Origin of the sequence: Pseudomonas sp. QS1027 (assembly GCF_002814235.1) — a bacterium.
Classification (GTDB): Bacteria; Pseudomonadota; Gammaproteobacteria; order Pseudomonadales; family Pseudomonadaceae; genus Aquipseudomonas.
In genome coordinates, this window is record NZ_PHSU01000021.1 from 48,221 (window position 1) to 73,677 (window position 25,457).

Annotated in this window: 23 protein-coding genes; 17 read left to right on the forward strand and 6 right to left on the reverse strand. The window is 63.4% G+C overall.

Annotation, left to right across the window (positions count from 1 at the left end; translation table 11 throughout):
- Window positions 1-15: 15 nt before the first annotated feature.
- The 5 genes from gatA to CWE01_RS19960 all read left to right on the forward strand — a co-directional run bounded on the left by gatA (window position 16) and on the right by CWE01_RS19960 (window position 4,964).
- Window positions 16-1,467, forward strand: coding sequence for an Asp-tRNA(Asn)/Glu-tRNA(Gln) amidotransferase subunit GatA (gene gatA / locus CWE01_RS19940; RefSeq protein WP_100942264.1), 1,452 nt, complete (start codon window positions 16-18; stop codon window positions 1,465-1,467).
- A gap of 10 nt (window positions 1,468-1,477) precedes the next feature.
- Window positions 1,478-2,923 (forward strand): Asp-tRNA(Asn)/Glu-tRNA(Gln) amidotransferase subunit GatB, encoded by a 1,446-nt coding sequence (gene gatB / locus CWE01_RS19945; RefSeq protein WP_100942265.1) that lies wholly within the window; start codon window positions 1,478-1,480, stop codon window positions 2,921-2,923.
- A gap of 183 nt (window positions 2,924-3,106) precedes the next feature.
- Window positions 3,107-3,478 carry a septal ring lytic transglycosylase RlpA family protein gene (locus CWE01_RS19950; RefSeq protein WP_100942266.1) on the forward strand — a complete coding sequence of 124 codons (372 nt, stop codon included), beginning with the start codon at window positions 3,107-3,109 and terminating at the stop codon, window positions 3,476-3,478.
- 59 nt (window positions 3,479-3,537) lie between these two features.
- The gene (locus CWE01_RS19955; RefSeq protein ID WP_100942357.1) at window positions 3,538-4,572 is read left to right on the forward strand and encodes a calcium/sodium antiporter; all 1,035 of its coding nucleotides are present in this window, start codon (window positions 3,538-3,540) and stop codon (window positions 4,570-4,572) included.
- Between the two features lie 11 nt (window positions 4,573-4,583).
- The gene (locus CWE01_RS19960) at window positions 4,584-4,964 is read left to right on the forward strand and encodes a carboxymuconolactone decarboxylase family protein (RefSeq protein ID WP_100942267.1); all 381 of its coding nucleotides are present in this window, start codon (window positions 4,584-4,586) and stop codon (window positions 4,962-4,964) included.
- 19 nt (window positions 4,965-4,983) lie between these two features.
- On the opposite strand, the gene CWE01_RS19965 is transcribed toward CWE01_RS19960, so the two are convergent.
- From CWE01_RS19965 to CWE01_RS19975, 3 genes are all read right to left on the reverse strand, one after another.
- Complete coding sequence (locus CWE01_RS19965) at window positions 4,984-5,925, reverse strand: AEC family transporter (RefSeq protein ID WP_100942268.1); 942 nt, start codon at window positions 5,923-5,925, stop codon at window positions 4,984-4,986.
- A gap of 76 nt (window positions 5,926-6,001) precedes the next feature.
- Window positions 6,002-6,475: a WbuC family cupin fold metalloprotein gene (locus CWE01_RS19970; RefSeq protein ID WP_100942269.1), complete on the reverse strand. Its 474-nt coding sequence runs from the start codon at window positions 6,473-6,475 to the stop codon at window positions 6,002-6,004.
- A gap of 3 nt (window positions 6,476-6,478) precedes the next feature.
- Window positions 6,479-7,036 (reverse strand): hypoxanthine-guanine phosphoribosyltransferase, encoded by a 558-nt coding sequence (locus CWE01_RS19975; RefSeq protein ID WP_100942270.1) that lies wholly within the window; start codon window positions 7,034-7,036, stop codon window positions 6,479-6,481.
- 163 nt (window positions 7,037-7,199) lie between these two features.
- Between CWE01_RS19975 and upp the strand changes: the two genes are divergently transcribed.
- Together upp and CWE01_RS19985 are read left to right on the forward strand one after the other, a co-directional pair.
- Window positions 7,200-7,838 carry a uracil phosphoribosyltransferase gene (gene upp / locus CWE01_RS19980; RefSeq protein WP_100942271.1) on the forward strand — a complete coding sequence of 213 codons (639 nt, stop codon included), beginning with the start codon at window positions 7,200-7,202 and terminating at the stop codon, window positions 7,836-7,838.
- Between the two features lies 1 nt (window position 7,839).
- Window positions 7,840-9,114 carry a uracil-xanthine permease family protein gene (locus tag CWE01_RS19985; protein ID WP_100942272.1) on the forward strand — a complete coding sequence of 425 codons (1,275 nt, stop codon included), beginning with the start codon at window positions 7,840-7,842 and terminating at the stop codon, window positions 9,112-9,114.
- Window positions 9,115-9,151: 37 nt separating this feature from the next.
- Here the strand turns inward: CWE01_RS19985 and hemH are convergent, their stop codons facing one another.
- Window positions 9,152-10,177 (reverse strand): ferrochelatase, encoded by a 1,026-nt coding sequence (hemH, locus tag CWE01_RS19990; RefSeq protein WP_100942273.1) that lies wholly within the window; start codon window positions 10,175-10,177, stop codon window positions 9,152-9,154.
- 13 nt (window positions 10,178-10,190) lie between these two features.
- A complete protein-coding gene (locus CWE01_RS19995) occupies window positions 10,191-11,093 on the reverse strand; it encodes a TIGR01777 family oxidoreductase (RefSeq protein WP_100942274.1) in 903 nt (300 codons plus the stop codon).
- A 195-nt stretch (window positions 11,094-11,288) separates the two neighbouring features.
- Here CWE01_RS19995 and CWE01_RS20000 point away from each other — a divergent pair, with 195 nt between their 5' ends.
- The 10 genes from CWE01_RS20000 to CWE01_RS20045 all read left to right on the forward strand — a co-directional run bounded on the left by CWE01_RS20000 (window position 11,289) and on the right by CWE01_RS20045 (window position 20,471).
- Window positions 11,289-12,275, forward strand: coding sequence for an NAD(P)/FAD-dependent oxidoreductase (locus CWE01_RS20000; RefSeq protein WP_100942275.1), 987 nt, complete (start codon window positions 11,289-11,291; stop codon window positions 12,273-12,275).
- Complete coding sequence (locus CWE01_RS20005; RefSeq protein WP_100942276.1) at window positions 12,272-12,487, forward strand: TIGR02450 family Trp-rich protein; 216 nt, start codon at window positions 12,272-12,274, stop codon at window positions 12,485-12,487. Before CWE01_RS20000 ends, CWE01_RS20005 begins: the two co-directional genes overlap by 4 nt.
- A 113-nt stretch (window positions 12,488-12,600) precedes the next feature.
- Complete coding sequence (locus CWE01_RS20010) at window positions 12,601-13,566, forward strand: DUF523 and DUF1722 domain-containing protein (RefSeq protein ID WP_100942277.1); 966 nt, start codon at window positions 12,601-12,603, stop codon at window positions 13,564-13,566.
- Between the two features lies 1 nt (window position 13,567).
- Window positions 13,568-14,491 carry a MerR family transcriptional regulator gene (locus CWE01_RS20015; protein WP_256346919.1) on the forward strand — a complete coding sequence of 308 codons (924 nt, stop codon included), beginning with the start codon at window positions 13,568-13,570 and terminating at the stop codon, window positions 14,489-14,491.
- A gap of 29 nt (window positions 14,492-14,520) precedes the next feature.
- A complete protein-coding gene (gene phrB, locus CWE01_RS20020) occupies window positions 14,521-15,966 on the forward strand; it encodes a deoxyribodipyrimidine photo-lyase (RefSeq protein ID WP_100942279.1) in 1,446 nt (481 codons plus the stop codon).
- A complete protein-coding gene (locus tag CWE01_RS20025; protein WP_100942280.1) occupies window positions 15,959-16,381 on the forward strand; it encodes a nuclear transport factor 2 family protein in 423 nt (140 codons plus the stop codon). Before phrB ends, CWE01_RS20025 begins: the two co-directional genes overlap by 8 nt.
- Complete coding sequence (locus CWE01_RS20030; protein WP_100942281.1) at window positions 16,378-17,160, forward strand: SDR family oxidoreductase; 783 nt, start codon at window positions 16,378-16,380, stop codon at window positions 17,158-17,160. Before CWE01_RS20025 ends, CWE01_RS20030 begins: the two co-directional genes overlap by 4 nt.
- Complete coding sequence (locus CWE01_RS20035) at window positions 17,157-18,404, forward strand: NAD(P)/FAD-dependent oxidoreductase (protein ID WP_100942282.1); 1,248 nt, start codon at window positions 17,157-17,159, stop codon at window positions 18,402-18,404. The genes CWE01_RS20030 and CWE01_RS20035 overlap by 4 nt, the downstream gene beginning before the upstream one ends.
- Window positions 18,401-19,213, forward strand: coding sequence for a DUF1365 domain-containing protein (locus CWE01_RS20040; RefSeq protein ID WP_100942283.1), 813 nt, complete (start codon window positions 18,401-18,403; stop codon window positions 19,211-19,213). Before CWE01_RS20035 ends, CWE01_RS20040 begins: the two co-directional genes overlap by 4 nt.
- Window positions 19,200-20,471 (forward strand): cyclopropane-fatty-acyl-phospholipid synthase family protein, encoded by a 1,272-nt coding sequence (locus CWE01_RS20045; RefSeq protein WP_100942358.1) that lies wholly within the window; start codon window positions 19,200-19,202, stop codon window positions 20,469-20,471. The genes CWE01_RS20040 and CWE01_RS20045 overlap by 14 nt, the downstream gene beginning before the upstream one ends.
- A gap of 33 nt (window positions 20,472-20,504) precedes the next feature.
- Here the strand turns inward: CWE01_RS20045 and CWE01_RS20050 are convergent, their stop codons facing one another.
- On the reverse strand, window positions 20,505-25,379 hold the full coding sequence (locus tag CWE01_RS20050; RefSeq protein WP_100942284.1) for a dermonecrotic toxin domain-containing protein: 4,875 nt from the start codon (window positions 25,377-25,379) through the stop codon (window positions 20,505-20,507).
- Window positions 25,380-25,457: the final 78 nt, after the last annotated feature.

Genomic DNA, 25,457 nt, shown 5'->3' on the forward strand with positions numbered 1-25,457 from the left:
GGGAAAGAGCCTGCAATGCATCAGATGACCCTGGCCGAGATCGCCCGTGGCCTCGCCGACAAGAAATTCTCCTCCGAAGAGCTGACCCGGACCCTGCTGGCGCGTATCGCCCAGCTCGACCCGCAGCTCAACAGTTTCATCAGCCTCACCGAGGACCTGGCCCTGAGCCAGGCCAAGGCCGCCGACGTCCGTCGTGCCGCCGGCGAGAACGGTGCCCTGCTCGGCGCGCCGATCGCCCACAAGGACCTGTTCTGCACCCAGGGCATCCGCACCAGCTGCGGCTCGAAGATGCTCGACAACTTCAAGGCGCCCTACGACGCCACCGTGGTCGCCAAGCTGGCCGCGGCCGGTACCGTGACCCTGGGCAAGACCAACATGGACGAGTTCGCCATGGGCTCGGGCAACGAGTCGAGCTACTACGGCCCGGCGAAAAACCCGTGGAACCTGGAGCACGTGCCAGGCGGTTCATCCGGCGGTTCGGCGGCAGCGGTTGCCGCACGCCTGCTGCCGGCAGCCACCGGCACCGACACCGGCGGTTCGATCCGCCAGCCGGCGGCGCTGACCAACCTCACCGGGCTGAAACCGACCTACGGTCGCGTTTCGCGCTGGGGCATGATCGCCTACGCCTCCAGCCTCGACCAGGGTGGCCCGTTGGCACGTACCGCCGAAGACTGCGCCCTGCTGCTGCAAGGCATGGCCGGCTTCGACCCGCAGGACTCCACCAGCATCGATGAGCCGGTACCGGATTACTCCGCCAGCCTGGGCACCTCGATCCAGGGCCTGCGCATCGGCGTACCCAAGGAATACTTCAGCGCCGGCCTCGACCCGCGCATCGCCGACCTGATCCAGGCGAGCATCAAGGCCCTGGAAAAACTCGGCGCGATCATCAAGGAAATCAGCCTGCCGAACATGCAGCACGCGATTCCGGCGTACTACGTGATCGCCCCGGCGGAAGCCTCGTCGAACCTCTCGCGCTTCGACGGCGTGCGTTTCGGCTATCGCTGCGAAGACCCGAAAGACCTCACCGACCTGTACAAGCGCTCCCGTGGCGAAGGCTTCGGCGCGGAAGTCCAGCGCCGTATCCTGGTCGGCGCCTACGCGCTGTCGGCCGGTTACTACGACGCCTATTACCTGCAGGCGCAGAAAATCCGTCGCCTGATCAAGAACGACTTCATGGCCGCCTTCAACGAGGTCGACATCATCCTCGGCCCGACCACGCCGAACCCGGCGTGGAAGATCGGCGCGAAGAACAGCGACCCGGTCGCCGAGTACCTGGAAGACGTCTACACCATCACCGCCAACCTCGCGGGCCTGCCGGGCCTGTCCATGCCGGCCGGTTTCGTCGACGGCCTGCCGGTGGGCGTCCAACTGCTGGCCCCATATTTCCAGGAAGGCCGTCTGCTCAACGTTGCGCACCAGTATCAGCTAAACACTGACTGGCACACCCGCACACCTGAAGGCTTCTGAGGAGAAACACATGCAATGGGAAGTCGTGATCGGGCTGGAGATTCATACCCAGCTCGCCACCCAATCGAAGATTTTCTCCGGTAGTGCCACCACCTTCGGTTCCGAGCCGAACACCCAGGCGAGCCTGGTAGACCTGGGCATGCCCGGCGTCCTGCCGGTGCTGAACCAGGAAGCGGTGCGCATGGCGGTGAAATTCGGTCTGGCGATCGACGCCGAGATCGGCCAGCACAACGTGTTCGCACGCAAGAACTACTTCTACCCGGACCTGCCCAAGGGCTACCAGATCAGCCAGATGGAACTGCCGATCGTTGGCAAGGGCCACCTGGACATCACCCTCGAAGACGGCACGGTCAAGCGCGTCGGGATTACCCGTGCGCACCTGGAAGAAGACGCCGGCAAGAGCCTGCACGAGGATTTCAGCGGCGCCACCGGCATCGACCTGAACCGTGCCGGCACGCCGCTGCTGGAAATCGTTTCCGAACCGGATATGCGCAACGCCAAGGAAGCCGTGGCCTACGTCAAGGCGATCCATGCGCTGGTGCGTTACCTGGGTATCTGCGACGGCAACATGGCAGAAGGCTCGCTGCGTTGCGACTGCAACGTCTCGATCCGGCCCAAGGGCCAGGTCGAGTTCGGTACCCGCTGCGAGATCAAGAACGTCAACTCGTTCCGTTTTATCGAGAAGGCGATCAACACCGAAGTGCAGCGCCAGATCGAACTGATCGAGGACGGCGGCCGGGTGATCCAGCAGACCCGCCTGTACGACCCGAACAAGGACGAGACCCGCGCCATGCGCAGCAAGGAGGAAGCCAACGACTACCGTTACTTCCCCGACCCGGACCTGTTGCCGGTGGTGATCGAGGACGCGTTCCTCGATGAAGTCCGCGCGCAGTTGCCGGAGCTGCCGCCGCAGAAACGCGAGCGCTTCCAGGCCCAGTTCGGCCTGTCGGTTTATGACGCCAGCGTGCTGGCTTCCAGCCGCGAGCAGGCGAACTACTTCGAAAAAGTCGTGAGCATCGGCGGCGACGCCAAGCTGGCGGCCAACTGGGTCATGGTCGAGCTGGGCAGCCTGCTGAACAAGCTGGGCGTGGACATCGACCAGGCACCGGTCACGGCCGAGCAGTTGGGCGGCATGCTGCTGCGGATCAGCGACAACACCATCTCCGGCAAGATCGCCAAGATGGTCTTCGAAGCCATGGCCAATGGTGAAGGCAGCGCGGACGAAGTGATCGAAGCCCGTGGGCTGAAGCAGGTCACGGACAGCGGCGCCATCGAGAAGGTGCTGGACGAAGTGCTGGCGGCCAACGCCGAGCAGGTCGAACAGTATCGGGCGGCGGATGAAGCCAAGCGCGGCAAGATGTTCGGCTTCTTTGTCGGCCAGGCGATGAAAGCCTCCAAGGGCAAGGCCAACCCGCAGCAAGTCAACGAACTGCTGAAAAGCAAGCTCGAAGGCTGATAGCGGCTAGGCCCTCAAGAGCGCTAAAAGCTTCGCGGGCAAGCCCTGCTCCTACAGAATCGAGGCGTACGCAAAACTTGTGTTCACCGATGAACTGTAGGAGCAGGGCTTGCCAGCGAAGAGGCCCTCAAGACCACCAAAAGGCCCTCAGGCAAACACACCTCCTGTGTTAGAGGACATCCGATGAAGCATCTGCTCGCCGCCTTTGCCCTCCTCAGCCTGCTGGCCGGCTGCGCCAGTCACGACATAAACCCCCGCGGCTATGACGAGACCGGCATGGCTTCGTATTACGGCGCCCAGCACCAGGGCAAACGTACCGCCAGCGGCGAACCCTTCGACCAGCACGGCCTGACCGCCGCCCATCGCCAGCTGCCCTTCGGCACCCGGGTAAAAGTCACCAACCTGGACAACGACAAATCGGTCATAGTGCGCATCAATGATCGCGGCCCGCATACCCGTGGGCGTCTGATCGACCTGTCACGCGAAGCAGCCACCCAATTGGGCATGCTGCAAGGCGGCACCGCCCGCGTACGCGTCCAAAGCCTCGACGACTGACCGCTGGAGCCCCCGCCATTTTCGGATTGACCACCCTTCCCTGGCTAAGCCTGATTCAACTGGGCGGCGGCTTGTTATTGCTGATCCTCGGCGCCGAACTGCTGGTGCGCGCAGCCGTGCGCCTGGCCGCGAGCCTGGGCGTGCGCCCGCTGCTGATCGGCCTGACCGTCGTTGCCTTCGGCAGCAGCGCACCACAACTGGCGGTCAGCGTGCAGGCCGCCGCTGCCGAGAATGCCGATATCGCGGTGGGCAGCGTGATCGGCGGCAATATCTTCAACACCCTGGTGACCCTGGGCCTCTCGGCGCTGATCATCCCGTTGCGGGTCTCGCGCCAGCTGATCCGCCTGGATATCCCGCTGATGATCTTCGCCAGCCTGCTGGTCTTCGCCCTGGCGTTCAATGAAGAACTGGGGCGCCTCGACGGCCTGGTGATGCTGAGCGCCTTCGCGCTGTACCTCGGCCTGCTGCTGCGCCAGTCCCGCCATCACCACGCCGTGCCGTCGCCCCCCCCACATAAATCCACGCCCTGGCTGAGCAGCCTGGTGTGGATGGGCCTGGGCCTGGCGCTGCTGGTGGTGGCCGGGCACCTGCTGCTGGATGCCGCCGTCGACGTGGCCACCGAACTGGGCCTGTCCGAACGCATCATCGGCCTGACCGTGGTGGCGGTCGGCACCTCGCTGCCGCAGTTGGCCACCTCGCTGATCGCCGCCGTTCGCGGACAACGGGATATCGCCGTGGGCAATGTGATCGGTGGCAACCTGTTCAACCTGCTGGGGGTGCTCGGCCTCACCGCTCTGCTCGCCCCCACGCCGCTGTCGGTGTCGCCCAACGCCCTGGCCTTCGACCTGCCGGTGATGCTCGGCGTGGCCATGCTGTGCTGGCCGGTGTTCTATTCCGGCTACCGCATCACCCGCGCCGAGGGCCTGCTGTTTCTGGGTTTGTACCTGGCCTACGGCCTGCACGTGGTGTGGTTCACCACCGGCATGCCGATGGCGGACAAACTGGAACGCCTGATGCTGTTTTTCATCCTGCCGGCGCTCCTCGCGTACCTGCTGTTCAGTACGCTCAGGGCCTGGCGTCGCCAACACTCATAGGAGCTGCTGCAATGACCGATCAGAAGAAACCCGGTGTCGAGATGCGTCGTCAGGTCATGGGCGATGCGTTCGTCGACCGTGCCCTGGGCAATGCCACCGAATTCAGCCAGCCGTTGCAGGACTTCGTCAACGAACACGCCTGGGGCAGTGTCTGGAATCGCGAAGGGTTGTCGTTGAAGACCCGCAGCCTGATTACCCTCGCGGCGCTGACGGCGCTCAAGTGTCCGCAGGAACTCAAGGGCCACGTACGCGGCGCCTTGAACAATGGCTGCACGGTGGAAGAGATTCGTGAGGCGCTGCTGCATTGCGCGGTGTATGCCGGGGTGCCGGCGGCTATCGATGCATTTCGCGCGGCCCAGGAAGTGATCGACGCCTACCAGAAGGCAGACTGATGCTCACCACAAGGTAACGTCAGATCCAGCCGCCCCACTGCAACACAAAGATCCCGATATTGGTCGTGATCGCCGCCATCAGGGTGGTGATCACGATAATCGCCGCCGCCAGTTCGTGATTGCCGTTGGCTGCCCGGGCCATGACGAAGCTCGCCGCAGCCGTCGGGCTGCCGAAGTACAGGAACAGGATCCCCAACTCCGCCCCACGAAAGCCGCAGAGCCAGGCGCCCAGCGTCGACAGCAGGGGCATGCCGACCATTTTCACCAGGCTCGCACTCAACGCCAGGTCGCCACTCTTGCGCAACGCCGCCAGGGACAAGGTGCCGCCAATGCAGATCAGCGCCAGCGGCAGGGTCATCTGCGCCAGATAATTACCCGAGGTCTCCAGCCAACCGGGCAAGCCGATCTTGAAATAGGCAAAGGGCGCCGCCGCGATCACGCTGATGATCAGCGGATTGCTCAGCACACTCTTGAAGATGCTCCAGGGATCGGACTTGATCACCGGGCTGTACACCGCCAGGACAATGGTCGACAGGGTGTTGTAGAACAGGATCACCAGCGCCGCGAGAATCGCCCCCAGGGAAATCCCGTAGGCGCCGTACATGCTCGCCGCCAGGGCCAGGCCGATCACCCCGTTATTGCCGCGAAAGGCGCCCTGGGTATAGATCCCGCGATCGATCTCGGGGCAGCGCCAGATCGCCCAGCCCCAACAGCCGGCAAAGCCCACCAGGGTGGCCAGGGCAAAATACCCCAGCACCTTGGGCTGCAACGCCGCGTGCAGATCGGCATGGAGGATGCCGAGAAACAGCAGCGCCGGCATGGTGACGTTGAACACCAGTGCCGAAGCCGTGTGGATAAAGCTGTCGTTGATCCAGCCCACACGCTTGAGCACCACGCCCAGGAACAACATGGCGAAGACCGGCGCGGTGATGGTCAAGATACCGAGAAAGATGGCCAGCATGCCCTGGGAACCCGTTGCCTGTCGTTAGGTGCCTGATGATACGGCAAAGTCACCTTTCTGCCCGTCAGCCACGCACTCAATCGAACTGCGCGCGCATCCAGGCCTGGTAGGCGGCCACTTCGGCATCGCCTTCGCGCGGCGCCCAGTCGGCCAGCTCGCCATCGCCCACCGGACGATAAGGGCCGGCCTTGCATTCGAACATCACGCTGTCGGCTTCGAGGATCACCAGGCCATGGAACACCCCGGCCGGCAGGTCGACACCCGGGCATTCACCGCCCGCCTGCAACACGCGCTTGGTCAACAACTGACCCGCCTCATCGAATACCAGCAGGCCGAGGCTGCCCTTGAGCACCAGCAAGGTTTCCGCCTTGTCGGCACTCAGGTGCCGATGGGGCGCTATATAGGTGCCGGGCTGCAGGCCGATCGCCATGCGATGGCAGGGCTCGTCCATCTGGTGAAAGTTGTGATGAACCCGGCCACGGGGACTCGCCGCCGCTTTCTCGGCCAGTTCGGCGAACAAGGTTGCATCGAGAAAGCTGGGCGTGCCCATCCCTTACATCCCCTTGACGGCGTAGATGCCGGCGGCGTTGCGCCAGTAACCCTTGTAGTCCATGCCGTAGCCGAAGATGTAGCGGTCGATGCACGGCAGGCCGACGTAGTCCGCTTTCAGGTCCGGACGGGCCTTGCGGTCGTGGTCCTTGTCGATCAGCACCGCGGTGTGCACCCGGCGTGCACCGGCGTGTTTGCAGAAATCGATGATCGCGCCCAGGGTGTGCCCTTCGTCGAGGATGTCGTCGATGATCAGCACATCGCGGTCGATGAACGACACTTCCGGCTTGGCTTTCCAGAACAGCTCGCCGCCGCTGGTTTCGTTGCGGTAGCGGGTCGCGTGCAGGTACGAAGCTTCCAGCGGGAAGTTCAGGTGGGTCATCAGCTTGCCGCAGAAGATCAGGCCGCCGTTCATCACGCAGAACACCACCGGGTTGCTCTCGGCCAGCTCGGCGTTGATCTGCGCGCCGACACGGGCGATGGCCGCTTCGACTTCGGCGTTGCTGTACAGGCAGTCGGCTTCGCGCATGACTTGACGGATATGCTCGAGATCAGCGGACATGGCGCTCTCCAAAAGGGGGCTTATGTAAGAAAAGCGGGCAAAGGTACGCACCCCGCGCGACCAGATCAAGGGTTTCTGGACTAACGTACGGCTGATCTATAGGACAACACCTGCGGATAGATTAATCTAAGCCGTTTTTTGCCCGCCGCCGGAGCCTATTCCCATGCCCATCCGTGAGATCCGCCACCCGCTGATCCGCCACAAGCTCGGCCTGATGCGCCGCGCTGACATTAGCACGAAGAACTTCCGTGAGCTCGCTCAGGAAGTCGGAGCGTTGCTGACCTACGAAGCAACCAAGGACCTGCCCCTGGAAACCTACGATATCCAGGGCTGGTGCGGCACCGTCCAGGTCGAGAAGATCGCCGGCAAGAAGATTACCGTGGTGCCGATCCTGCGCGCCGGTATCGGCATGCTCGAAGGCGTGCTCAGCCTGATCCCGGGCGCCAAGGTCAGCGCCGTGGGCGTGGCCCGCAACGAGGAAACCCTCGAAGCCCACACCTACCTGGAAAAGCTGGTCCCGGAAATCGACGAACGCCTGGCGATGATCATCGACCCGATGCTCGCCACCGGCGGCTCGATGGTCGCGACCATCGACCTGCTGAAGAAAGCCGGCTGCAAGGACATCCGCGCGATGGTCCTGGTGGCCGCGCCGGAAGGCATCGCCGCGGTCGAGAAAGCCCACCCGGACGTGACCATCTACACCGCGTCCGTCGACGAAAAACTCAACGAACACGGCTACATCATTCCGGGCCTGGGCGATGCCGGCGACAAGATCTTCGGCACCAAACAGAAGGACGGCTGATATGCAGGATGAGTTCAACGACCCGCTCTGGCGCACGGTGCTGTCGGGCGCGCAAATGCTTTTCGTGGCCTTTGGCGCCCTGGTGTTGATGCCGCTGATTACCGGCCTCGACCCGAACGTCGCGCTGTTCACGGCGGGCCTGGGGACTCTGTTGTTCCAGGTGGTCACCGGGCGTCAGGTGCCGGTGTTCCTCGCTTCGAGCTTTGCCTTTATCACCCCGATCATCCTCGCCAAGGGCCAGTTCGGCCTGGCCGCGACCATGGGTGGGGTGATGGCGGCGGGTTTCGTCTACACCTTCCTGGGCCTGGCGGTGAAGATCAAGGGCACCGGTTTTATCGACCGGCTGCTGCCGCCGGTGGTAATCGGCCCGGTGATCATCTCCATCGGCCTGGCCATGGCGCCGATTGCCGCGAACATGGCGATGGGCAAGGCCGGTGACGGTTCCGAGCTGATTCATTACCAGACCGCCATGCTGATCTCGATGCCGGCACTGCTGACCACCCTGATCGTCGCCGTGTTCGGCAAGGGCATTTTCCGCCTGGTGCCGATCATCTCCGGGGTATTGGTCGGGTTTGCCATGTCGTTCTATTTCGGCGTGGTCGACACGGCGAAGATCGCCGCCGCTCCCTGGTTCGCCCTGCCGCATTTCACGGCGCCGGAATTCAACTGGCAGGCGATCCTGTTCATTGTCCCGGTGGCGCTGGCGCCGGCCATCGAGCATATCGGCGGGGTGATTGCGGTGGGCAGCGTGACCGGTCGCGACTACCTGAAGAAGCCTGGCCTGCACCGCACCTTGCTCGGTGACGGTATCGCCACCACGGCAGCCGGCCTGTTCGGCGGCCCGCCCAACACCACCTATGCCGAAGTGACCGGCGCGGTAATGCTGACCAAGAACTACAACCCGAAAATCATGACCTGGGCGGCGATCTTTGCCATCAGCCTGGCGTTTATCGGCAAGTTCGGCGCGCTGCTGCAGAGTATTCCGGTGCCGGTGATGGGCGGGATCCTGTGCCTGCTGTTCGGTTCGATTGCGGCGGTGGGGATGAATACCCTGATCCGTCACAAGATCGATCTGGGCGAGGCACGCAATCTGGTGATCGTTTCGGTGACGTTGGTGTTCGGTATCGGCGGTGTGCTGGTGGGAACCGGCACCGGTCCGGATGATTTCGGTCTCAAGGGTATTGCGCTGTGCGCCGTTGTGGCGATTGCGCTGAACCTGCTGTTGCCGGGTAATGACGGCTGGAAGAACAAGAAGGCGGACGAGCCGTTGTTGTAAGGCCGTCCGCCAACTGTAGGAGTCGGCTTGCTGGCTCCTACAGTGCCAGCGGCGCCCGCTCGCACAGGGTATTCAACGCCGCCGCCCACTGCGGCTCATCGTTCAAACACGGCACCAGCACCAACTCCCCGCCCCCCGCCGCGACAAACTGCTCACGGCCGCGATCACCGATCTCCTCCAGCGTCTCGATGCAATCGGCAATAAACGCCGGGCACATCACCAGCAGCTTCTTCACCCCGGCCTTGGCCAACTCATCCAGGCGCGCCTCGGTATAGGGTTCGATCCACTTCGCCCGGCCCAAGCGCGACTGGAACGACACCGACCACTGCCCGTCCGCCAGGCCCATGCGCTCGGCAAATGCCGACGCCGTGCGCAGGCACTGGGCGCGGTAGCAGGTGGCGAGCACCGCCGGCGAGGCGTTCTTGCAGCAATCGGCATCCTTGAAGCAATGGCTGCCGGTGGGATCGAGCTTGGTCAGGTGCCGCTCCGGCAAACCGTGGAAACTCAGCAGCAAATGATCGAAACCCTGGGCCAGATGCGGCCTGGCACTGGTCACCAGGGCCTCCAGGTATTCCGGCTGATCATAGAAGGGTTGCAGGATGGAGAACTGCACATCGAGCTTGCGCTCGCGCACCACCCGACGGGCTTCCTCGATCACCGTGGTCACGGTGCTGTCGGCAAATTGCGGATACAACGGGGCCAAGGTCACCTTGCGGATGCCTTGCTTGGCCAGGCGGGCCAGCACCGTCTCAACCGACGGCTCGCCATAACGCATCGCCAACTCCACCGGGCCCTGGGTCCATTGCGTGGTCATCTGCTGCTGCAAACGACGGCTGAGCACCACCAGCGGCGAGCCCTCCTCCCACCAGATCGAGGCATAGGCATGGGCCGACTGCTCCGGGCGCTTGATCAGGATCAGCGATACCAGCAAGCGACGGACCGGCCAAGGCAGGTCGATCACATAGGGATCCATCAGGAATTGATTGAGGTAGCTGCGCACGTCCGCGACCGAAGTGGAAGCCGGAGAACCCAGGTTGACCAGAAGCAAGGCGTGATCGGTCATGCAACGTCCTATTTCAGAGGCGGCCCGAGAGATCGTCGAGGGCCGCGGGCAGATCGTTAAACTGAAAAACAAATCCCGCCGCCAGCAACCGCGCCGGCGTCACGCGCTGGCCACCGAGCAGCAGCAGCGCCAGCTCACCCAGGCCCAGGCGCAGGACAAAGGCCGGCAACGGAACCAGCGCCGGGCGATGCAGGACCTTGCCCAACGCCTTGGCGAACGTCTTGTTGCGAACCGGCTTGGGCGCGCAGGCATTATAGGGACCGCGGGCATCACTACGATGCAGAAGAAAATCAATCGCGGCGATTTGATCGCGCACGTGTATCCACGGCATCCATTGCCGACCGTTGCCGATCGGGCCGCCCAGCCCCAGTTTGAACGGCAGCAGCAGGCGCGACAAAAAGCCACCCTCGGCCGCCAGCACCAGGCCGGTTCGCACCAGCACCACACGAATCCCCAGGGCCTCGGCGCGCTGCGCGGTTTCTTCCCAGGCAATCGACAGGCGACTGGCGAAATCCTCGCTGACCGGCGGCGAATCCTCGGTCAGCTCACGCTCGCCGCCATCGCCGTACCAGCCCACCGCCGAACCGGAAATCAGGACCGCGGGACGCTGCTCACGGCCTTCCAGCCAGGCCAGCAGGGTTTCGGTCAGCTGGATCCGGCTGCTCCAGAGCTGGGCCTTGCGCTTGTGGGTCCAGAGCCGGTCGGCAATCGGCGCGCCGGCCAGGTTGATCACCGCGTCCAGCGGCTCGCCGGCCAACTCCTCGAGATGCCGCACACCCCGCACCTGGGCACCGCACAAACGCGCCACCTGTTCGGGTCGACGGCTCCACACCGTCAGCCGATGCCCCTGCGTCGACCAGTACGCGCACAGTTGGCGTCCGATCAAACCAGTACCGCCGGTCAGCAATATGTGCATGAGTGCGTCCTCGCGTAACGTTTTGTCGAGAGCGTTAGTCTATTTTTAAAACAGGGCTCTTTTCTCTCGACCGAAATATGTTTTAACAATAGGACAGAGTGAACCGACAGGCAGGTCGTAACTTATACCAAAAAACAAGATTGTACAGGTTTTGCTGACGGCGTAGTCTGTGCTTACAGGTAACGAGGCCCACCCATGACTGTACCCATCGCAATAATCGGTGCCGGCATCGCCGGACTTTCGGCCGCCCGGGCACTGCACGATGCCGGGTATTCCATCGAAATATTCGACAAGAGTCGCGGCAGTGGCGGACGCATGTCCAGCAAGCGCAGCGATGCTGGCGCGCTGGACCTGGGCGCCCAATACTTCACCGCCCGCGACCGCCGTTTCGTCAAGGAAGTCCAGCGCTGGCAGGGTGAAGGCTGGGTCGCCGAATGGGACCCGCAGCTCTACAACTTCCAGAACGGCCAACTGAGCCTGTCGCCGGACGAGCAGACCCGCTGGGTCGGCACGCCACGCATGAGCGCCATTACCCGCGGCTTGCTCGGCCGCCTCCAGGCACATTTCAGTTGCCGGATCACCGAGGTGTTCCGTGGTGAACAGCATTGGCACCTGCAGGATGCCGAAGGCTACACCCACGGTCCGTTCAGCGAGGTGATCATCGCCACGCCCGCGCCCCAGGCCACCGCCCTGCTGGCCGCCGCGCCGAAACTTGCCGGGGCCGCCGCCGGCGTGCAGATGGAGCCGACCTGGGCCATCGCCCTGGCCTTCGATACGCCACTGGATACGCCGATGGAAGGCTGCTTCGTGCAGGACAGCCCCCTCGACTGGCTGGCCCGCAACCGCAGCAAGCCGGCCCGCGACAACCACCTCGACACCTGGGTCCTGCACGCCACCAGCACCTGGAGCAAGCAGCACCTGGACCTGTCCAAGGAGGCCGTGATCGAGCAGTTGCACGGCGCCTTTGCCGAGTTGCTGCACGCCAGCATGCCGGCCCCGGTCTTCACCCTCGCCCACCGCTGGCTCTACGCCCGTCCGGCCGGGGCACGGGAATGGGGGGCGCTGGCCGATGCCGACCTGGGCCTGTACGTGTGTGGCGACTGGTGTTTGTCGGGACGTGTCGAAGGCGCCTGGCTCAGCGGCCAGGAAGCGGCCCGGCGGCTGATGGAACACCTGGGTTGAACCGCATCAACCCGCGCAAGCTGCTGCTGTCGAAATGGACGGCAGCCCGCCCGCTGAACCGGGAAAAACACTTCCTGGTCACCGAACTGTTTCGCGATGAACAAGGCACCGTGCTCGAAGTCGAGCTGCAAGCGGTGATGAGCCTACGCAACCAGCGCATCAGCTGGACCCATCTGCAAGATGCCGAGACCTGGCGCATGGGCTGGCAATAAACACAGCCCAGGAAAACCTGTACAAATAATTTGACTTGTACAAGACAGAACCTATGATGAGCTTTAGTTGTACAAGCATTCTTGCCTGTACAAGTATTTCTCTCGAGGTTCCCATGCCCGCCACCACCGAGTTGCCGCGCAAGCCAAAAATCGCTGTCAGCGCCTGCTTGATGGGCATTGAGGTGCGCTACAACGGTGGGCACAAGGAATCGCGACTGTGCAGCCGCATCCTCAGCGAATACTTCGATTTCATCCCGCTGTGCCCGGAAGCGGCCATCGGCCTGGGCATCCCCCGCGAGCCGATTCGCCTGGTGGGCGACCCACAGCAGCCACGGGCCGTGGGCAGCGTGCACGCCGAGACGGATGTGACCCGGGCACTGGCCGACTATGGCAATCAGATGGCCGCCGAACTCACGGATATCTGCGGCTATATCTTCATGCAGAAGTCGCCGTCCTGCGGACTGGAGCGGGTCAAGGTCTACCAGGAGGGCGGCCGGCCCGCCGAAGACGGACGCGGCATCTACGCCCAGGCGTTTTGCGCGCAACACCCCGACTTGCCGGTGGAAGAGGACGGCCGGCTGAACGATGCGGTGTTGCGGGAAAACTTCCTGACCCGGGTCTTCGCTTACGCGGCCTGGCAGGAGCTGCGCCAAGCCGGCCTCACGCGACGCAGCCTGACCGAGTTCCACGCCGGCTACAAATACCTGCTGATGGCTCACAACCCATTGCAGTACAAGGTGCTCGGCAAACTGCTGGGCAGCATGGGCAACACTGATGCCGAAACCATTGGGCCACGCTATTTCAGCCAGTTGATGGTCGCCCTGAAAAAATGCGCGACCCGCCGCACCCACACCAATGTCCTGCAACACCTCACCGGCTACCTGAAGCAATCCATCAGCGCCGAAGACAAACAGGAAGTGCTGCAGGTCATCGGCCAATACCATCAGGGCATTGTGCCACTGGTGGTGCCATTGACCCTGCTCAAGCACCACTTCCGGCAACACCCCGATCCTTACATCGCCCGCCAGGTGTACCTGCAACCGCACCCGGAAAACCTCAGCCTGCGAAATGCCATCTGATATGACCGACTCCCTCGAAGCGCCCGTCGATTACGCCAGCGCACTGGAACAGGGCTGGCTGCCCATTCGCGAAGTGGCCCGGCAGACCGGCGTCAACGCCGTGACCCTGCGAGCCTGGGAACGCCGCTATGGCCTGGTGGTGCCGCACCGAACCCCCAAGGGCCATCGGCTGTTTTCCGCTGAACACGTGCAACGTATCCAGGCCATTCTCACCTGGCTCAATCGCGGCGTCGCGGTCAGCCAGATCAAGCAACTGCTCGACAGCGGCCCGCCCACGAGCGAGCCGGCCGCCAACGACTGGCAGGCATTGCGCCAGGACCTGATCCAGGCCATCAGCCAGTTGGCCGAGCGCCAGGTCGACGACCGCTTCAACCAGGCCATGTCGCTGTACCCGCCACGGACCTTGTGCGAACAGTTGCTGATGCCGCTGCTGGCGGACCTCGAGCAACGCTGGCGGGGCCAGTTCGGCGGGCAGATGGAGCGGACGTTCTTCTACACCTGGCTGCGCAGCAAGCTGGGGGCGCGGGTCTACCACAACAACCGGCAACTCAAGGGCGCGCCGATCCTGCTGGTCAACCATTCGGACCTGCCGATGGAGCCCCACCTGTGGCTGACCGCCTGGCTGGTGAGCAGCGCCGACTGCCCGGTGGAAGTCTTCGACTGGCCCCTGCCGGCCAGTGAACTGGCCCTGGCCTGCGAGCACCTGAAGAGTCGCGCGGTGCTGCTGTATTCGAGCAAGGCAATGAACCTGGCAACCCTGCCCAAGCTGCTGAGCGGCATCCACTGCCCGATCCTGATTGCCGGACCAACGGTATGCATCCATTTCGCCGAGTTATCCGTAAGTACCCAGGAGAGCGCTGATATGACCCTGGTCGAAGACCCGTTGTCCGCTTACCAGAGCCTGGCCCGGCTCGGCCTGATCTAGCGCCCTCGTCCACGAAGCAAGGAATGACTATGCAACTGCTCTGGCTGCGCACCGATCTGCGCCTGCATGACAACACCGCCCTGGCCGCAGCCGCCGGGCAAGGGCCGACGGTCGCCGTTTACCTGATAACACCCGGGCAATGGCAGCTGCACGACGATGCGCCGTGCAAGGTCGATTTCTGGTTGCGCAACCTGCAGGTATTGAGCAAGGCCCTGGCCGCGCTGAATATCCCGCTGCTGGTCCGTCATGCCCATACCTGGGACCAGGTGCCCGAGGTGCTGGGCACCTTGTGCCAGTCGCTGAAGATCGATGCCGTGCACGTCAACGAAGAGTACGGCGTTCACGAAAGCCGCCGCGACCAGGCCGTGGCCGACGCACTTGAAACACAGGGCGTGAGCTTCCACAGCCACCTGGACCAACTGTTCTTCAAGCCCGGCAGCGTATTGACCCGTACCGGCACCTACTTCCAGGTCTTCAGCCAGTTCCGCAAGGTTTGCTACAACCGTCTGCACGGCGCCTTGCCACGCCTGATCGCAACGCCCAAAGCCCAGGCCATGCTGACGATCGCAGCCGATCCGCTGCCCGGCGAAGTCGACGGGTTCGCGCCCCCCAGCCAGGCCCTGCGCGACCTCTGGCCCGCCGGCGAGGACGAGGCACGGCAACGCCTCACCACCTTCGCCGACCAGCAGATCGACTACTACCAGGACGAACGGGACTTCCCGGCCAAGCCCGGCACCAGCCAGCTGTCCGCCTACCTCGCCGCCGGCGTGATCTCACCCCGCCAGTGCCTGCACGCGGCGCTGCAAAGCAACCAGGGCGAGTTCGAAAGCGGCAGTCCCGGCGCCGTCACCTGGATCAACGAACTGCTCTGGCGCGAGTTCTACAAACACATCCTGGTGGGCTATCCACGGGTCTCGAAGCAGCGCGCCTTCCGCGCGGAAACCGAAGCCCTGGCCTGGCGCCAGGTGCCGGAAGAACTGGCGGCCTGGCAGGAGGCCCGCACCGGTTTGCCGATCATCGACGCGGCCATGCGCCAGTTGCTTGAAACCGGCTGGATGCACAACCGCCTGCGGATGGTGGTGGCGATGTTCCTGACCAAGAACCTGCTGATCGACTGGCGCGAAGGCGAACGTTTCTTCATGCGTCACCTGATCGACGGCGACCTGGCGGCCAACAACGGCGGCTGGCAATGGAGCGCGTCCACCGGCACCGACGCGGCGCCCTACTTCCGGATTTTCAACCCGCTGAGCCAATCGGAAAAATTCGACCGCGAAGGGCTGTTCATCAAGCACTGGCTACCGGAACTGGCCGGCCTGGACAAAAAGGCTGTGCATAACCCGGCGGCACTCGGCAGCCTGTTCGGCGTAGCCGGTTATCCAAAGCCCATGGTCGATCTGGGCCGCAGTCGCGACCGCGCCCTCGCCGCCTTCAGGAACCTGCCGACACGGCTGGAGTTCGGAGGGGCCCATGAGTGAGTTCCTGCACCACTTCGCCCGGCAATTCGTCCGGCTGGACAAGAACAACCTGCAACGCCTCGGCGAACTCTACAGCGACGATGTGCTGTTCACCGACCCGCTGCACGAGATCAGCGGCCTGGCGAACCTGGAACGCTATTTCGCACAGATGTACGCCTCGATCAGCGATTTGCAATACAACATTCACGGCCTCGATCGCGTCGATGAAGGCGAAGGTTATCTGCGCTGGCACATGAGCTATCGTCATCCAAGACTGGCCAGGGGAAGGCCTGTTCACGTCGATGGGTGTTCGCATCTGTTGTGGTTCGACAAGGTCTATCGGCATCGCGACTACTTCGATGCCGGGGCTTTGTTGTATGACCACGTGCCGCTACTGGGCCACGCAACGGCCTGGTTGAAAAGGAGACTGGGATGAGCATTACACCTCCACGACGTGTCTGGCTCACCGGTGCCAGCAGCGGCATCGGCGCGGCCATCGCCGAAATCCTGCTCAAGGACGGCGTGCAGCTGGCCGTCAGCGCCCGCAGCCTCGAACCGCTGCAAGCCCTGGATGAACGTTATCCCGACCAGGTCCTGCTGGTGCCCGGCGACCTGACCGACAGCCAGCAGGTCCGCGAAATCGGCGAGCGCATCACCCAGGCCTGGGGCGCCCTGGACACGGTGATCCTCAACGCCGGCACCTGTGAATATGTCGATGCCCAGGCCTTCGATGCCTCGGTCATCGAGCGGGTGGTGCGCACCAACCTGCTGGCCAGCAGTTACTGCATCGAAGCCGCCTTGCCGCTGCTGCGCGCCGGCTTCCAGCCGCATCTGGTAGGCATCGCCAGTTCGGTCACCTTCCTGCCGCTGCCCCGGGCCGAAGCCTACGGCGCGTCAAAGGCCGGGATGCGTTACCTGTTCGAATCCCTGCGCATCGACCTGGCCCATGAAGGCATCACCGTCACCGTCGTCAGTCCCGGATTCGTCGACACCCCGCTGACCCAGAAAAACGACTTCCCCATGCCACTCAGCTGGTCGGCCGAAAAAGCCGCTGCCTACATCTGTGAAAAGCTCAGGCAGCGCCCCCTGGAAATTGCTTTTCCGGCACTGTTCATGGCCGCGCTCTGGCCCCTCTCGCGCCTGCCCAAACGGCTGCAACTGGCCATCGGCAAACGCATGGCTCGCACCCCTGACCACGACAAGGGCAGCTCATGAAAATTGCCCTGATCGGTAGCGGCATCTCGGGGCTGACCTGCGGCTATCTGCTAAGCCGCCAGCACGAAATCACCCTGTTCGAAGGCGCCGACTGGATCGGCGGCCACACCCATACCGTCGACGTGACGGTCAATGGCCAGCGCCATGCCGTGGACACCGGTTTCATCGTGTTCAACGACTGGACCTACCCGAACTTCATCCGCCTGCTGAACACCCTCGGCGTGGGTTACAAAGCCACCGAAATGAGCTTTTCGGTACGCGACCCGGCCACCAACCTGGAATACAACGGCAACAACCTCAACAGCCTGTTCGCCCAGCGGCGCAACCTGCTGTCACCCGTTTTCTGGGGCATGCTGCGCGACATCCTGCGTTTCAATCGCCAGGCCCTCGACGACCTCGAACAGCAACGCATCGCCAGCAGCACCACCCTCGGCGACTACCTGCGCAGCGGTGGCTATGGCCAGCGCTTTATACAGCACTACATCGTGCCCATGGGCGCGGCGATCTGGTCGATGTCCCTGGCCGACATGCTCGATTTCCCGCTGCAACTGTTCGTGCGTTTCTTCAAGAACCACGGCCTGCTCTCGGTCAGCAATCGCCCGCAATGGCGGGTGATCGAAGGCGGTTCACGCCAGTACATCGAGCCGCTGATCGCCGGATTTCGCCAGCACATCCGCCTCAACTGCCCGGTGAGCCGGGTCGAGCGCGATGAGCACGGCGTGACCCTCCACAGCGCCGCCGGCAGCGAGCGCTTCGACAAGGTGATCTTCGCTTGCCACAGTGACCAGGCGCTGCGCCTGCTCGCCGCCCCCAGCGAGGCCGAAAAGCAAATCCTCGGCGCCCTGCCCTACGCGGACAACGAGGTGGTGCTGCACACCGACACCCGCCTGCTGCCGGATCGCCGGCTGGCCTGGGCCAGTTGGAACTATCGCCTGGGCGGCGAAGGCCAACGCCTGGCCGCCGTCACCTACAACATGAACATCCTGCAGGGCATCGAGAGCGACCTCACCTTCTGTGTCAGCCTCAACCAGAGTGCAGAGATCAATCCGCTGAAGATCCTCGCCCGCTACACCTATGCCCATCCGCAGTACAGCCTGAACGCCGTCGCCGCGCAGAATCGTTGGGAAGAATTGTATGGCGCCCGACATACCTACTATTGCGGCGCCTACTGGGCCAACGGCTTCCACGAAGACGGCGTGACCAGCGCCCTGCGGGTCTGCGCCGCCTTTGGTGAGTCCCTGTGAACAGCGCCCTGTACAGCGGCTGGATCAGCCACCGGCGCTTTTCGCCACGGGCCCATGGGTTCCGCTACCGGATCGGCCTGCTGTACCTGGACCTCGACGAACAGGACGCGGTACTCGGGCTCTCGCCCCTGGCCGGCAGCCAGCGCCTGGCGCCCTTCGCGTTTCGCGAAACCGACTACCTGCGCAGCTTCACGCGCCAGGGCATGCGCCTGATCGATGCCGTTCGCCAGCAAGTCGGTGAAGCCCTCGGGCAACCCCCGCAAGGCCCGATCCGCCTGTTGACCCAGGCCCGCAGTTGGGGCCTGGCGTTCAACCCGGTGAGCTTCTTCTACTGCCATGACCTCGACGGCAAGCTGCTGGCGATTCTCTGCGAAGTCACCAACACCCCCTGGGGCGAGCACTACCACTACGTGCTGCCCGCCGAGGGCGACGGCCACCAGCACGTCAGCGTGGCCAAGGCGTTCCATGTCTCGCCGTTCCTGCCCCGGGACCTGGAATACCGCATGAGCTTCAGCCCGCCCGCCGAACGACTCGGCGTGCACATGGCCGACTGGCAGGGCGATCTCAAGGTCTTCGACGCAACCCTCAGCCTGCACCGCGAAACCCTTGATCGCGCCAGCCTGCACCGCTACCTGCGGCGCTTTCCCTGGATGACCGCCAAGACCTGCCTGGCGATCTACTGGCAAGCCCTGCGCCTGTTTCTCAAACGCACACCGATTTTCTCCCACCAGGCCGCCGACGGCGCCTTCAGCCTTGCCGCCACGCAAACCGAGGAGCGACACCATGAGCAACGCCATGAAAAGTTCTAGCCTGGTGACCAGGGCCAATCGGTTCAGCGCCAACAGCCTGTCCAGCGCCGTCTTGCGCCGGGGTGTGCTGCGCCAACTGAACCAACTGCGTCATGGCCAGTTGCTGGTGGTCGAAGACGGCGAGCGGCAACTGTTCGGCCACGCCGACGCCAGCCTGCAAGGCGAGATCCATATCCACGACCCGGCGGCCTGGGGCATGGTCGCCGGCAACGGTTCCATCGGCGCCGGGGAAGCCTTTATCCATGGCTACTGGAGCAGCCCGGACCTGACCGCGGTGGTGCGGGTATTTGTCAGCAACCTGGAAGTGCTCGATGCCATGGAGAGTGGCCTGGCCCGACTCGGTCGGCCGTTCATCCAGGCCCTGCACTGGCTCAACCGCAATACCCGCAAGGGTTCGCGGAAAAATATCGCAGCACACTACGACCTCGGCAACGAACTGTTCGAACAGTTTCTCGACCCGACCATGATGTATTCCGCCGCGCAGTTCCTCAGTCCCGACGACAGCCTCGAACAGGCCCAGCTGAACAAGCTGGAACGCATCTGCCAGAAGCTCGACCTGCAACCGGGAGACCATTTGCTGGAGATCGGCACCGGCTGGGGCAGCATGGCGATTTATGCCGCGCAGCATTACGGCTGCAAGGTCACCACCACCACGTTGTCCCGGGAACAGTTCGCCTACACCCGGCAACGCATCGACAGCCTGGGCCTGCAAGACCAGATCACGTTGCTCCTCGAAGACTATCGCGACCTCAGCGGCCAATACGACAAGCTGGTGTCCATCGAGATGATCGAAGCCGTCGGCCATCAGTTCCTCGACAACTATTTCAAGCAATGCGCGCACCTGCTCAAGAGCGATGGCCTGATGCTGCTGCAGGCCATCACCATCCGCGAACAACGCTATGAGCAGGCCAAGAGCACGGTCGATTTCATCCAGCGCTACATCTTCCCCGGCGGCGCCCTGCCCAGCGTGCAGAAGATGCTCGAGGTGGTCAGCCGCGAAACCGACATGAACCTGCTGCACATGGAGGACTTCGGCCTGCACTACGCGCGCACCCTGCGCCTGTGGCACGAGAACTTCCGCCGGGCTCACGGGCGGCTGGGCGAACTGGGCTACGACGACTATTTCCTGCGCTTGTGGGAGTTCTACCTGTGCTATTGCGAGGGCGGTTTCCTCGAACGCAGCATCGGCACCGCGCAATTGCTGCTGGCCAGGCCGACCGCCCGAACACAACCGCTGCTCGGGCGTTTCGATAGTTAAGACGGCTGTTGGCCGCGCCCTGGCCCGGACGGGCTAGAGCTTGCGCAGTTGCTCACGCACCACGACTTCCCGTTCAGAGGCATTGAAAAACAGCTGGCGCGCCATGTTCAGGCTGATCTCGCTGCGCCAGATCCGGAACACTTCGAGGGCGCGCCCGGGCTGGCCTTGGCGAATGCGTTCAAACCGCTCCTGCTCGGCCCGGGCCTGGGCCTTGATCCCGAGAAAACGCTCGTCCCAGCGCTTAAGATGGGCGCCATGGGCTTGTGGCTTGCCATCCTTGCCCAAGGCGCCGCGCATCACGAACAACTCCTCCGGGGTGGCTTTTTCGGGATAGTGGAAATGCGCCACCCAGATGTTCTTGCCGGCCGCCTTGTCACGCACCACATACTCCTGGAGAAAATCCTCTTTCCCGAGTTTTGTCCGCGGCCCGTGGCGAAAGATCTCGACCTCGTTGTGTTCCTTGAGAAACAGCAACCGTTCGGTGTCCGGTGCACTCGACTTGGTCACGGCGATTCGCGCCAGCAATCCCTCATGCCTGACGGTCCCGGCCTGGAGGCGCAGTTCCGAAACCTGAACCTTGGCGGCGGAAATTTCGCTTTGGGTCACCGAACTGCTCGACTCGGCCTGCGCACGATCGATTTGCCCGGCCAGCGCCTCCAGCTCCCGCGCCCGGACTTCGAGCACATCCTGCAGATAGACCGGGTCCTTGGCGACGGGGATCTGCCGCTTGGCCATCTCGACCTCCCGGGCGGCCTGGCGGATCTGGCTCTCGGCCATCTGCACCAGGCGCTTGAGGCCCGGCTGCGGCAGGGGTCTGGGCAAGGGGGCGGCCGCCGGCTTGGGCAGCGGCTGCCAGTAGCCGTCCTCTTCTTCAACAAAGGAATCGATCGGTTGGCCGGTCTGGGGGTCCATCAACTCGACGACCTCATGGCCATCCTGACGCGTGTCCCGAACATAGCCGAGGTAGTTTTTCTTGCGCCGGGTACGGATGACCTTCCGGGTCTTGCCGGGTTGTTGCGACGGTAGCTCAGGTTCGTCCTGCTCCGGGGCCTGCGCCTCGATGCGCTCGACCAGGCTGCGCTCGGCCTCCTGCTGCAACTCGCCCAGGCGCCGGACAAACAGATCGCCCCAGACCAGACGGGTACCTTGCGGCAACAAGCCGGCCTTGTACTCAAGCATGGCCAGCACTTCGTTATATTGGCTCACACAGGTGTTGAGCACCTCCATGTCGGCCTCGGCGGACAGGGGCAAGGCAGACCGCTCGTCGAGAATGGACTGGGAAGCCAAGGCACTGCGCAGATCTTCGAACTTCGTCCAGATATCGCTCTCAAGGTGCTGCGGATCCAGCTCCCGGAAACAATACAACCCGAGCCGGCAGGCCCTGACGGCTTTCAATCCAGGCACATTGCTCCCTTGGCCCCTGACCTCGTGGATACCCTGGTATTCCGTCAGATCCCGGTTGCGATGGCGGCCCAGTTCGGTAAACGCCTGTTTCTCCCGCTCTGCCCAGTCGATATACAGGTCCGCGGCGCGGTTTTCCCGTTGCTCCGCCTGTTGCCTTTCCGGCAAGACCCGACCCGCAGCATCCTGATAGGGCAGCCGCCCCATGATCCGCTGGCAACGAAGTTCGACGATCTTGATCGAGTCCAGGGCAAACTGCATCCCCACGACGAACTGATGCAAGCAGGCAAAGAGTGTCCCCTTGTATCCCCGCAGGAGGACGGTTTCGTTCATCCGCAACGTGTTGATCTGTTGCTCGTAACCGTCGACAAAGGCTTTTACCCGCTCGCCGAGCCGGTCCATTCGGGCGAACCACTGCTGGTCGGTATAGCGCTCGGGATTACCTTCCATCGCCCTCAAGGCTTGCGACTCGGGAAGCAGCGCCTCCGCCCGCGTCCCCTGCTCCTCAACCCCCTTATTCCACTCCTCCATGAAGCGCGAACCGACCCGCTCCCGCTGTTCCTGCTCCCGGCGCTTTTCCTCAAGCAGGGCGGCTCTTCTTTTGCCGATGTTTCCCGGGCGCCCCGACCCGCCGCGCAGACGCAGCTTCAAGTCCGGCGTCCAGGTTCCCGCGCCATCGTTTTTCAGGTAGAACCCTTTGCTACGACCGTCCGGCGCGACCACCTGGACATTGCCCTCGCTATCCGTCTTCACAGCAAACAGCCAGCCACCGAAGTAGGCCGCCAGCCGGTTTGACTCCTTCAAGCGGATCAGTCCCTTCAAGTCACCGGAGGCGACGACTTCCCCCAGGGTCTTGGGCTCGGGCCAGGGATACGGGTAAATCTTCAAGGTGAACGAACTCACACTCGGACGCGGGGAGAGCGTGCCGGGCGCCACGGGATTGTCCAGTTTCATCGGCAGCAGCCGGTCCGGCCCTTCGCTGACCGTGGCCCGGTGCGGCGGGCGCTGGCCCTCGTCTATCGGGATCTGTCTCGGTGCCTTGGCGCGCGCCTGTTGATGGCTCAAGCGATGCCCGAGAATAAAGGCGATATTCACCAGGACATCGGCCCAGCCACTGGCCTTGGCCCCGGGGTCCTTTTCCTGCAGCCGTCGAAAGTCGGCATCGACACTGGCGACCACGGCGAAAATCCAGCCGGCCACCGCCGCCGGACCACGGATAAACATCAGCACCACGTTGAACAGTTGCCAGCCGCCCTCCTTCAAGGTGTTCCAGCGCAATTCGGCATTGGACACCGATTGCCGGTCCGCCAGGGCGATCAGGGTCCTGGCCATCGAGACGAACAGGTGATGCAGGTAGTCGCCCTGGACCACCGCCTCATCGAGCGTGGCCGGCGCCACCGGCAGCAGCGCGGCAAAATCGTCCTCGAACGAGCGCCGCAGATGGGGTTCGACAAAGCCGCCATTGGCATAGGTACGCCGGGCCTCATCGCTCAACCAGGTCAGAACGCTGTCCTGCAATTCACCGGGTTGCTTGAGCGCCTCGAACAGGGCCGCCAACGTCGGGTATTGCAGGAGTGGCTCGACCGGAGGCGTGGGACGGGCGTCGTTGTCGTGAGGACAAAAGTCCTGGCCCGGTGCCGACTGGAACTGCTGGAAGACCGACGCCTGGGGGCCGGCCTTGGCGAGCAGCGGACGATAGAGAATAAACGGGCCATGGCGAGTGTCCCGCGGGCCGATAATGAACATCGACGCCACGACATCCGCTGGCGCATCGGTTTCGGCCTTGAAGGCCAGGGCGCGCAGGACGATCTCCTGGCCCGCCACCTGACGCTTCACCGCTTCGGGCTGCAAGACCGCTTCGACAGTGCGGTATCCCGCTTCGTCGAAATTCGCTTCGCCGCGAATCTTCAGCTCCAGCGCCGCCATGGGCAATTGCACCCGCAGTTGCTCGCTGAACAGGCCTTCCCGACGCCGAGCCTCATCGGCATCATCGATCAGCTTGGCCTTGAGCGCATCCAGGTAGGTTCGCCCGATATCGACAAACGTGACCAGTCCCTTGACGTAGTCCGGGGTCAGCCATTCGGGCAGCGGCTTTTCCACGCCACAAAGGCGGATACTGATCGCCATCTTCGCGTGCCGAAAGCCGCCGAGATTCTCCAGGGCAAACTCGGTCAGGCTCATGCGCACCTTTTCCACCGTCCCCAGCGCCCCGCCCGCGCCCCCGGCAGCGGCCACCGCGATGACCTTGTCGAGTTCCAGGCGAATATCGTCGGGGCTGGCGATATCGGCGGTTTGCGGATGGTCCTCGCCCATCTTCTTGAGCAACGCCTTGGCGGCGAAGCCTGGCAGATCACCCACATCATCGAGAAAGGCCTTGCCGCCCGATGCGCGCTGTACCTCGGCGAGTTTTTCCAGCAGGGCGCGGTAGGTGCCGAGGTCTTCGCTCGGCGCCCCCAGCAACCAATGCGGCAAGCCGTCACTAAGGGTTGCCAGCGCTTCGGGCAACTCGACCACGGTATGGGGCTCTGCCCGCACCGGCGTGAAAAACCAGTCATCCGTACGGGTAATCAGATCGAGCTGGCGCTGGTAGTCTTCGAGCGTCCACTCGCTATCGAGCCCGATCAGCGAAATCGCCTGAAGCTGGTTTTCCAGCAGGGTTTCGGCAAGCCTGGCGAAGGCCTGTTCCAACTGCAGATCCGGGTCGCCGGACTGCCAGAGCAGACGCTCGCGATACTCGATATTCCGACCATTGGCCCGGACACTCATGAACAAGGGCACCAGTTGCCCGATGTCCGTGCTGTCGGCCCTGAAAAGGCCTTTGGCCAGGCTGAGCACCAGCGGGTTCTGCTCGATCCCCCGTTCCTTGCGGCGGGCCACCAGCACGGGCAAGGCTTCCGGATAAGCGCCGCCCCAGGTGTCCTTGCTCACGGCCTGCACGCCATAGAGGGCAAGCTGCGTCTCGGGCCTTTCCAGATTGATCGACAGAAAGGCCCGATGCTGTTCACGATCGGCGGACAACATCCGCACCAGTATCCTGCCAAGACGATAAAAGCGGCTGTAACCGTCCTCATCCTCAGCGTTCCAGTAGTCGACCAATGCCTGCTGATAGAGTTTCAGCAGGATATCGCCCCAGGACCCGAGCACGGCCTGGATGGCCGGCGCATTCACCACAAGCCGGTCGCCGGGCAAACTGTCGAGCTTGATCTCCAGCACATGCTCGGCGGTAAAAACCGGCGCGACTCCGGTCATGAAATGCTCCAGCACCAGGTCGATCACGGCCCGGTATTGAAAGCCGCCCGAGAACCTTTTTCCATCGCGCTCCAGCCATTGGAGTTTGCCGACATACAGATGCGAGGCATTGCGCTGCGGATTCCAGCGGCTGAAAAAATACCCCTGGATGGCCGACAAGGCCACTTCCCGCAACGTCGGCGGCTGGGCGAAAAGCGCCTTGGCCGCCTCGATCTCGTGCTCAAGCGACGGGCCCGACAGTGTGATTGCGTCATTCATACAGACTATTCCCCTCAAACAGATCCGACAGGCTTGGGTTCAAGCGCCATGCCCGGCACCGAACACAGGTACAGGGGA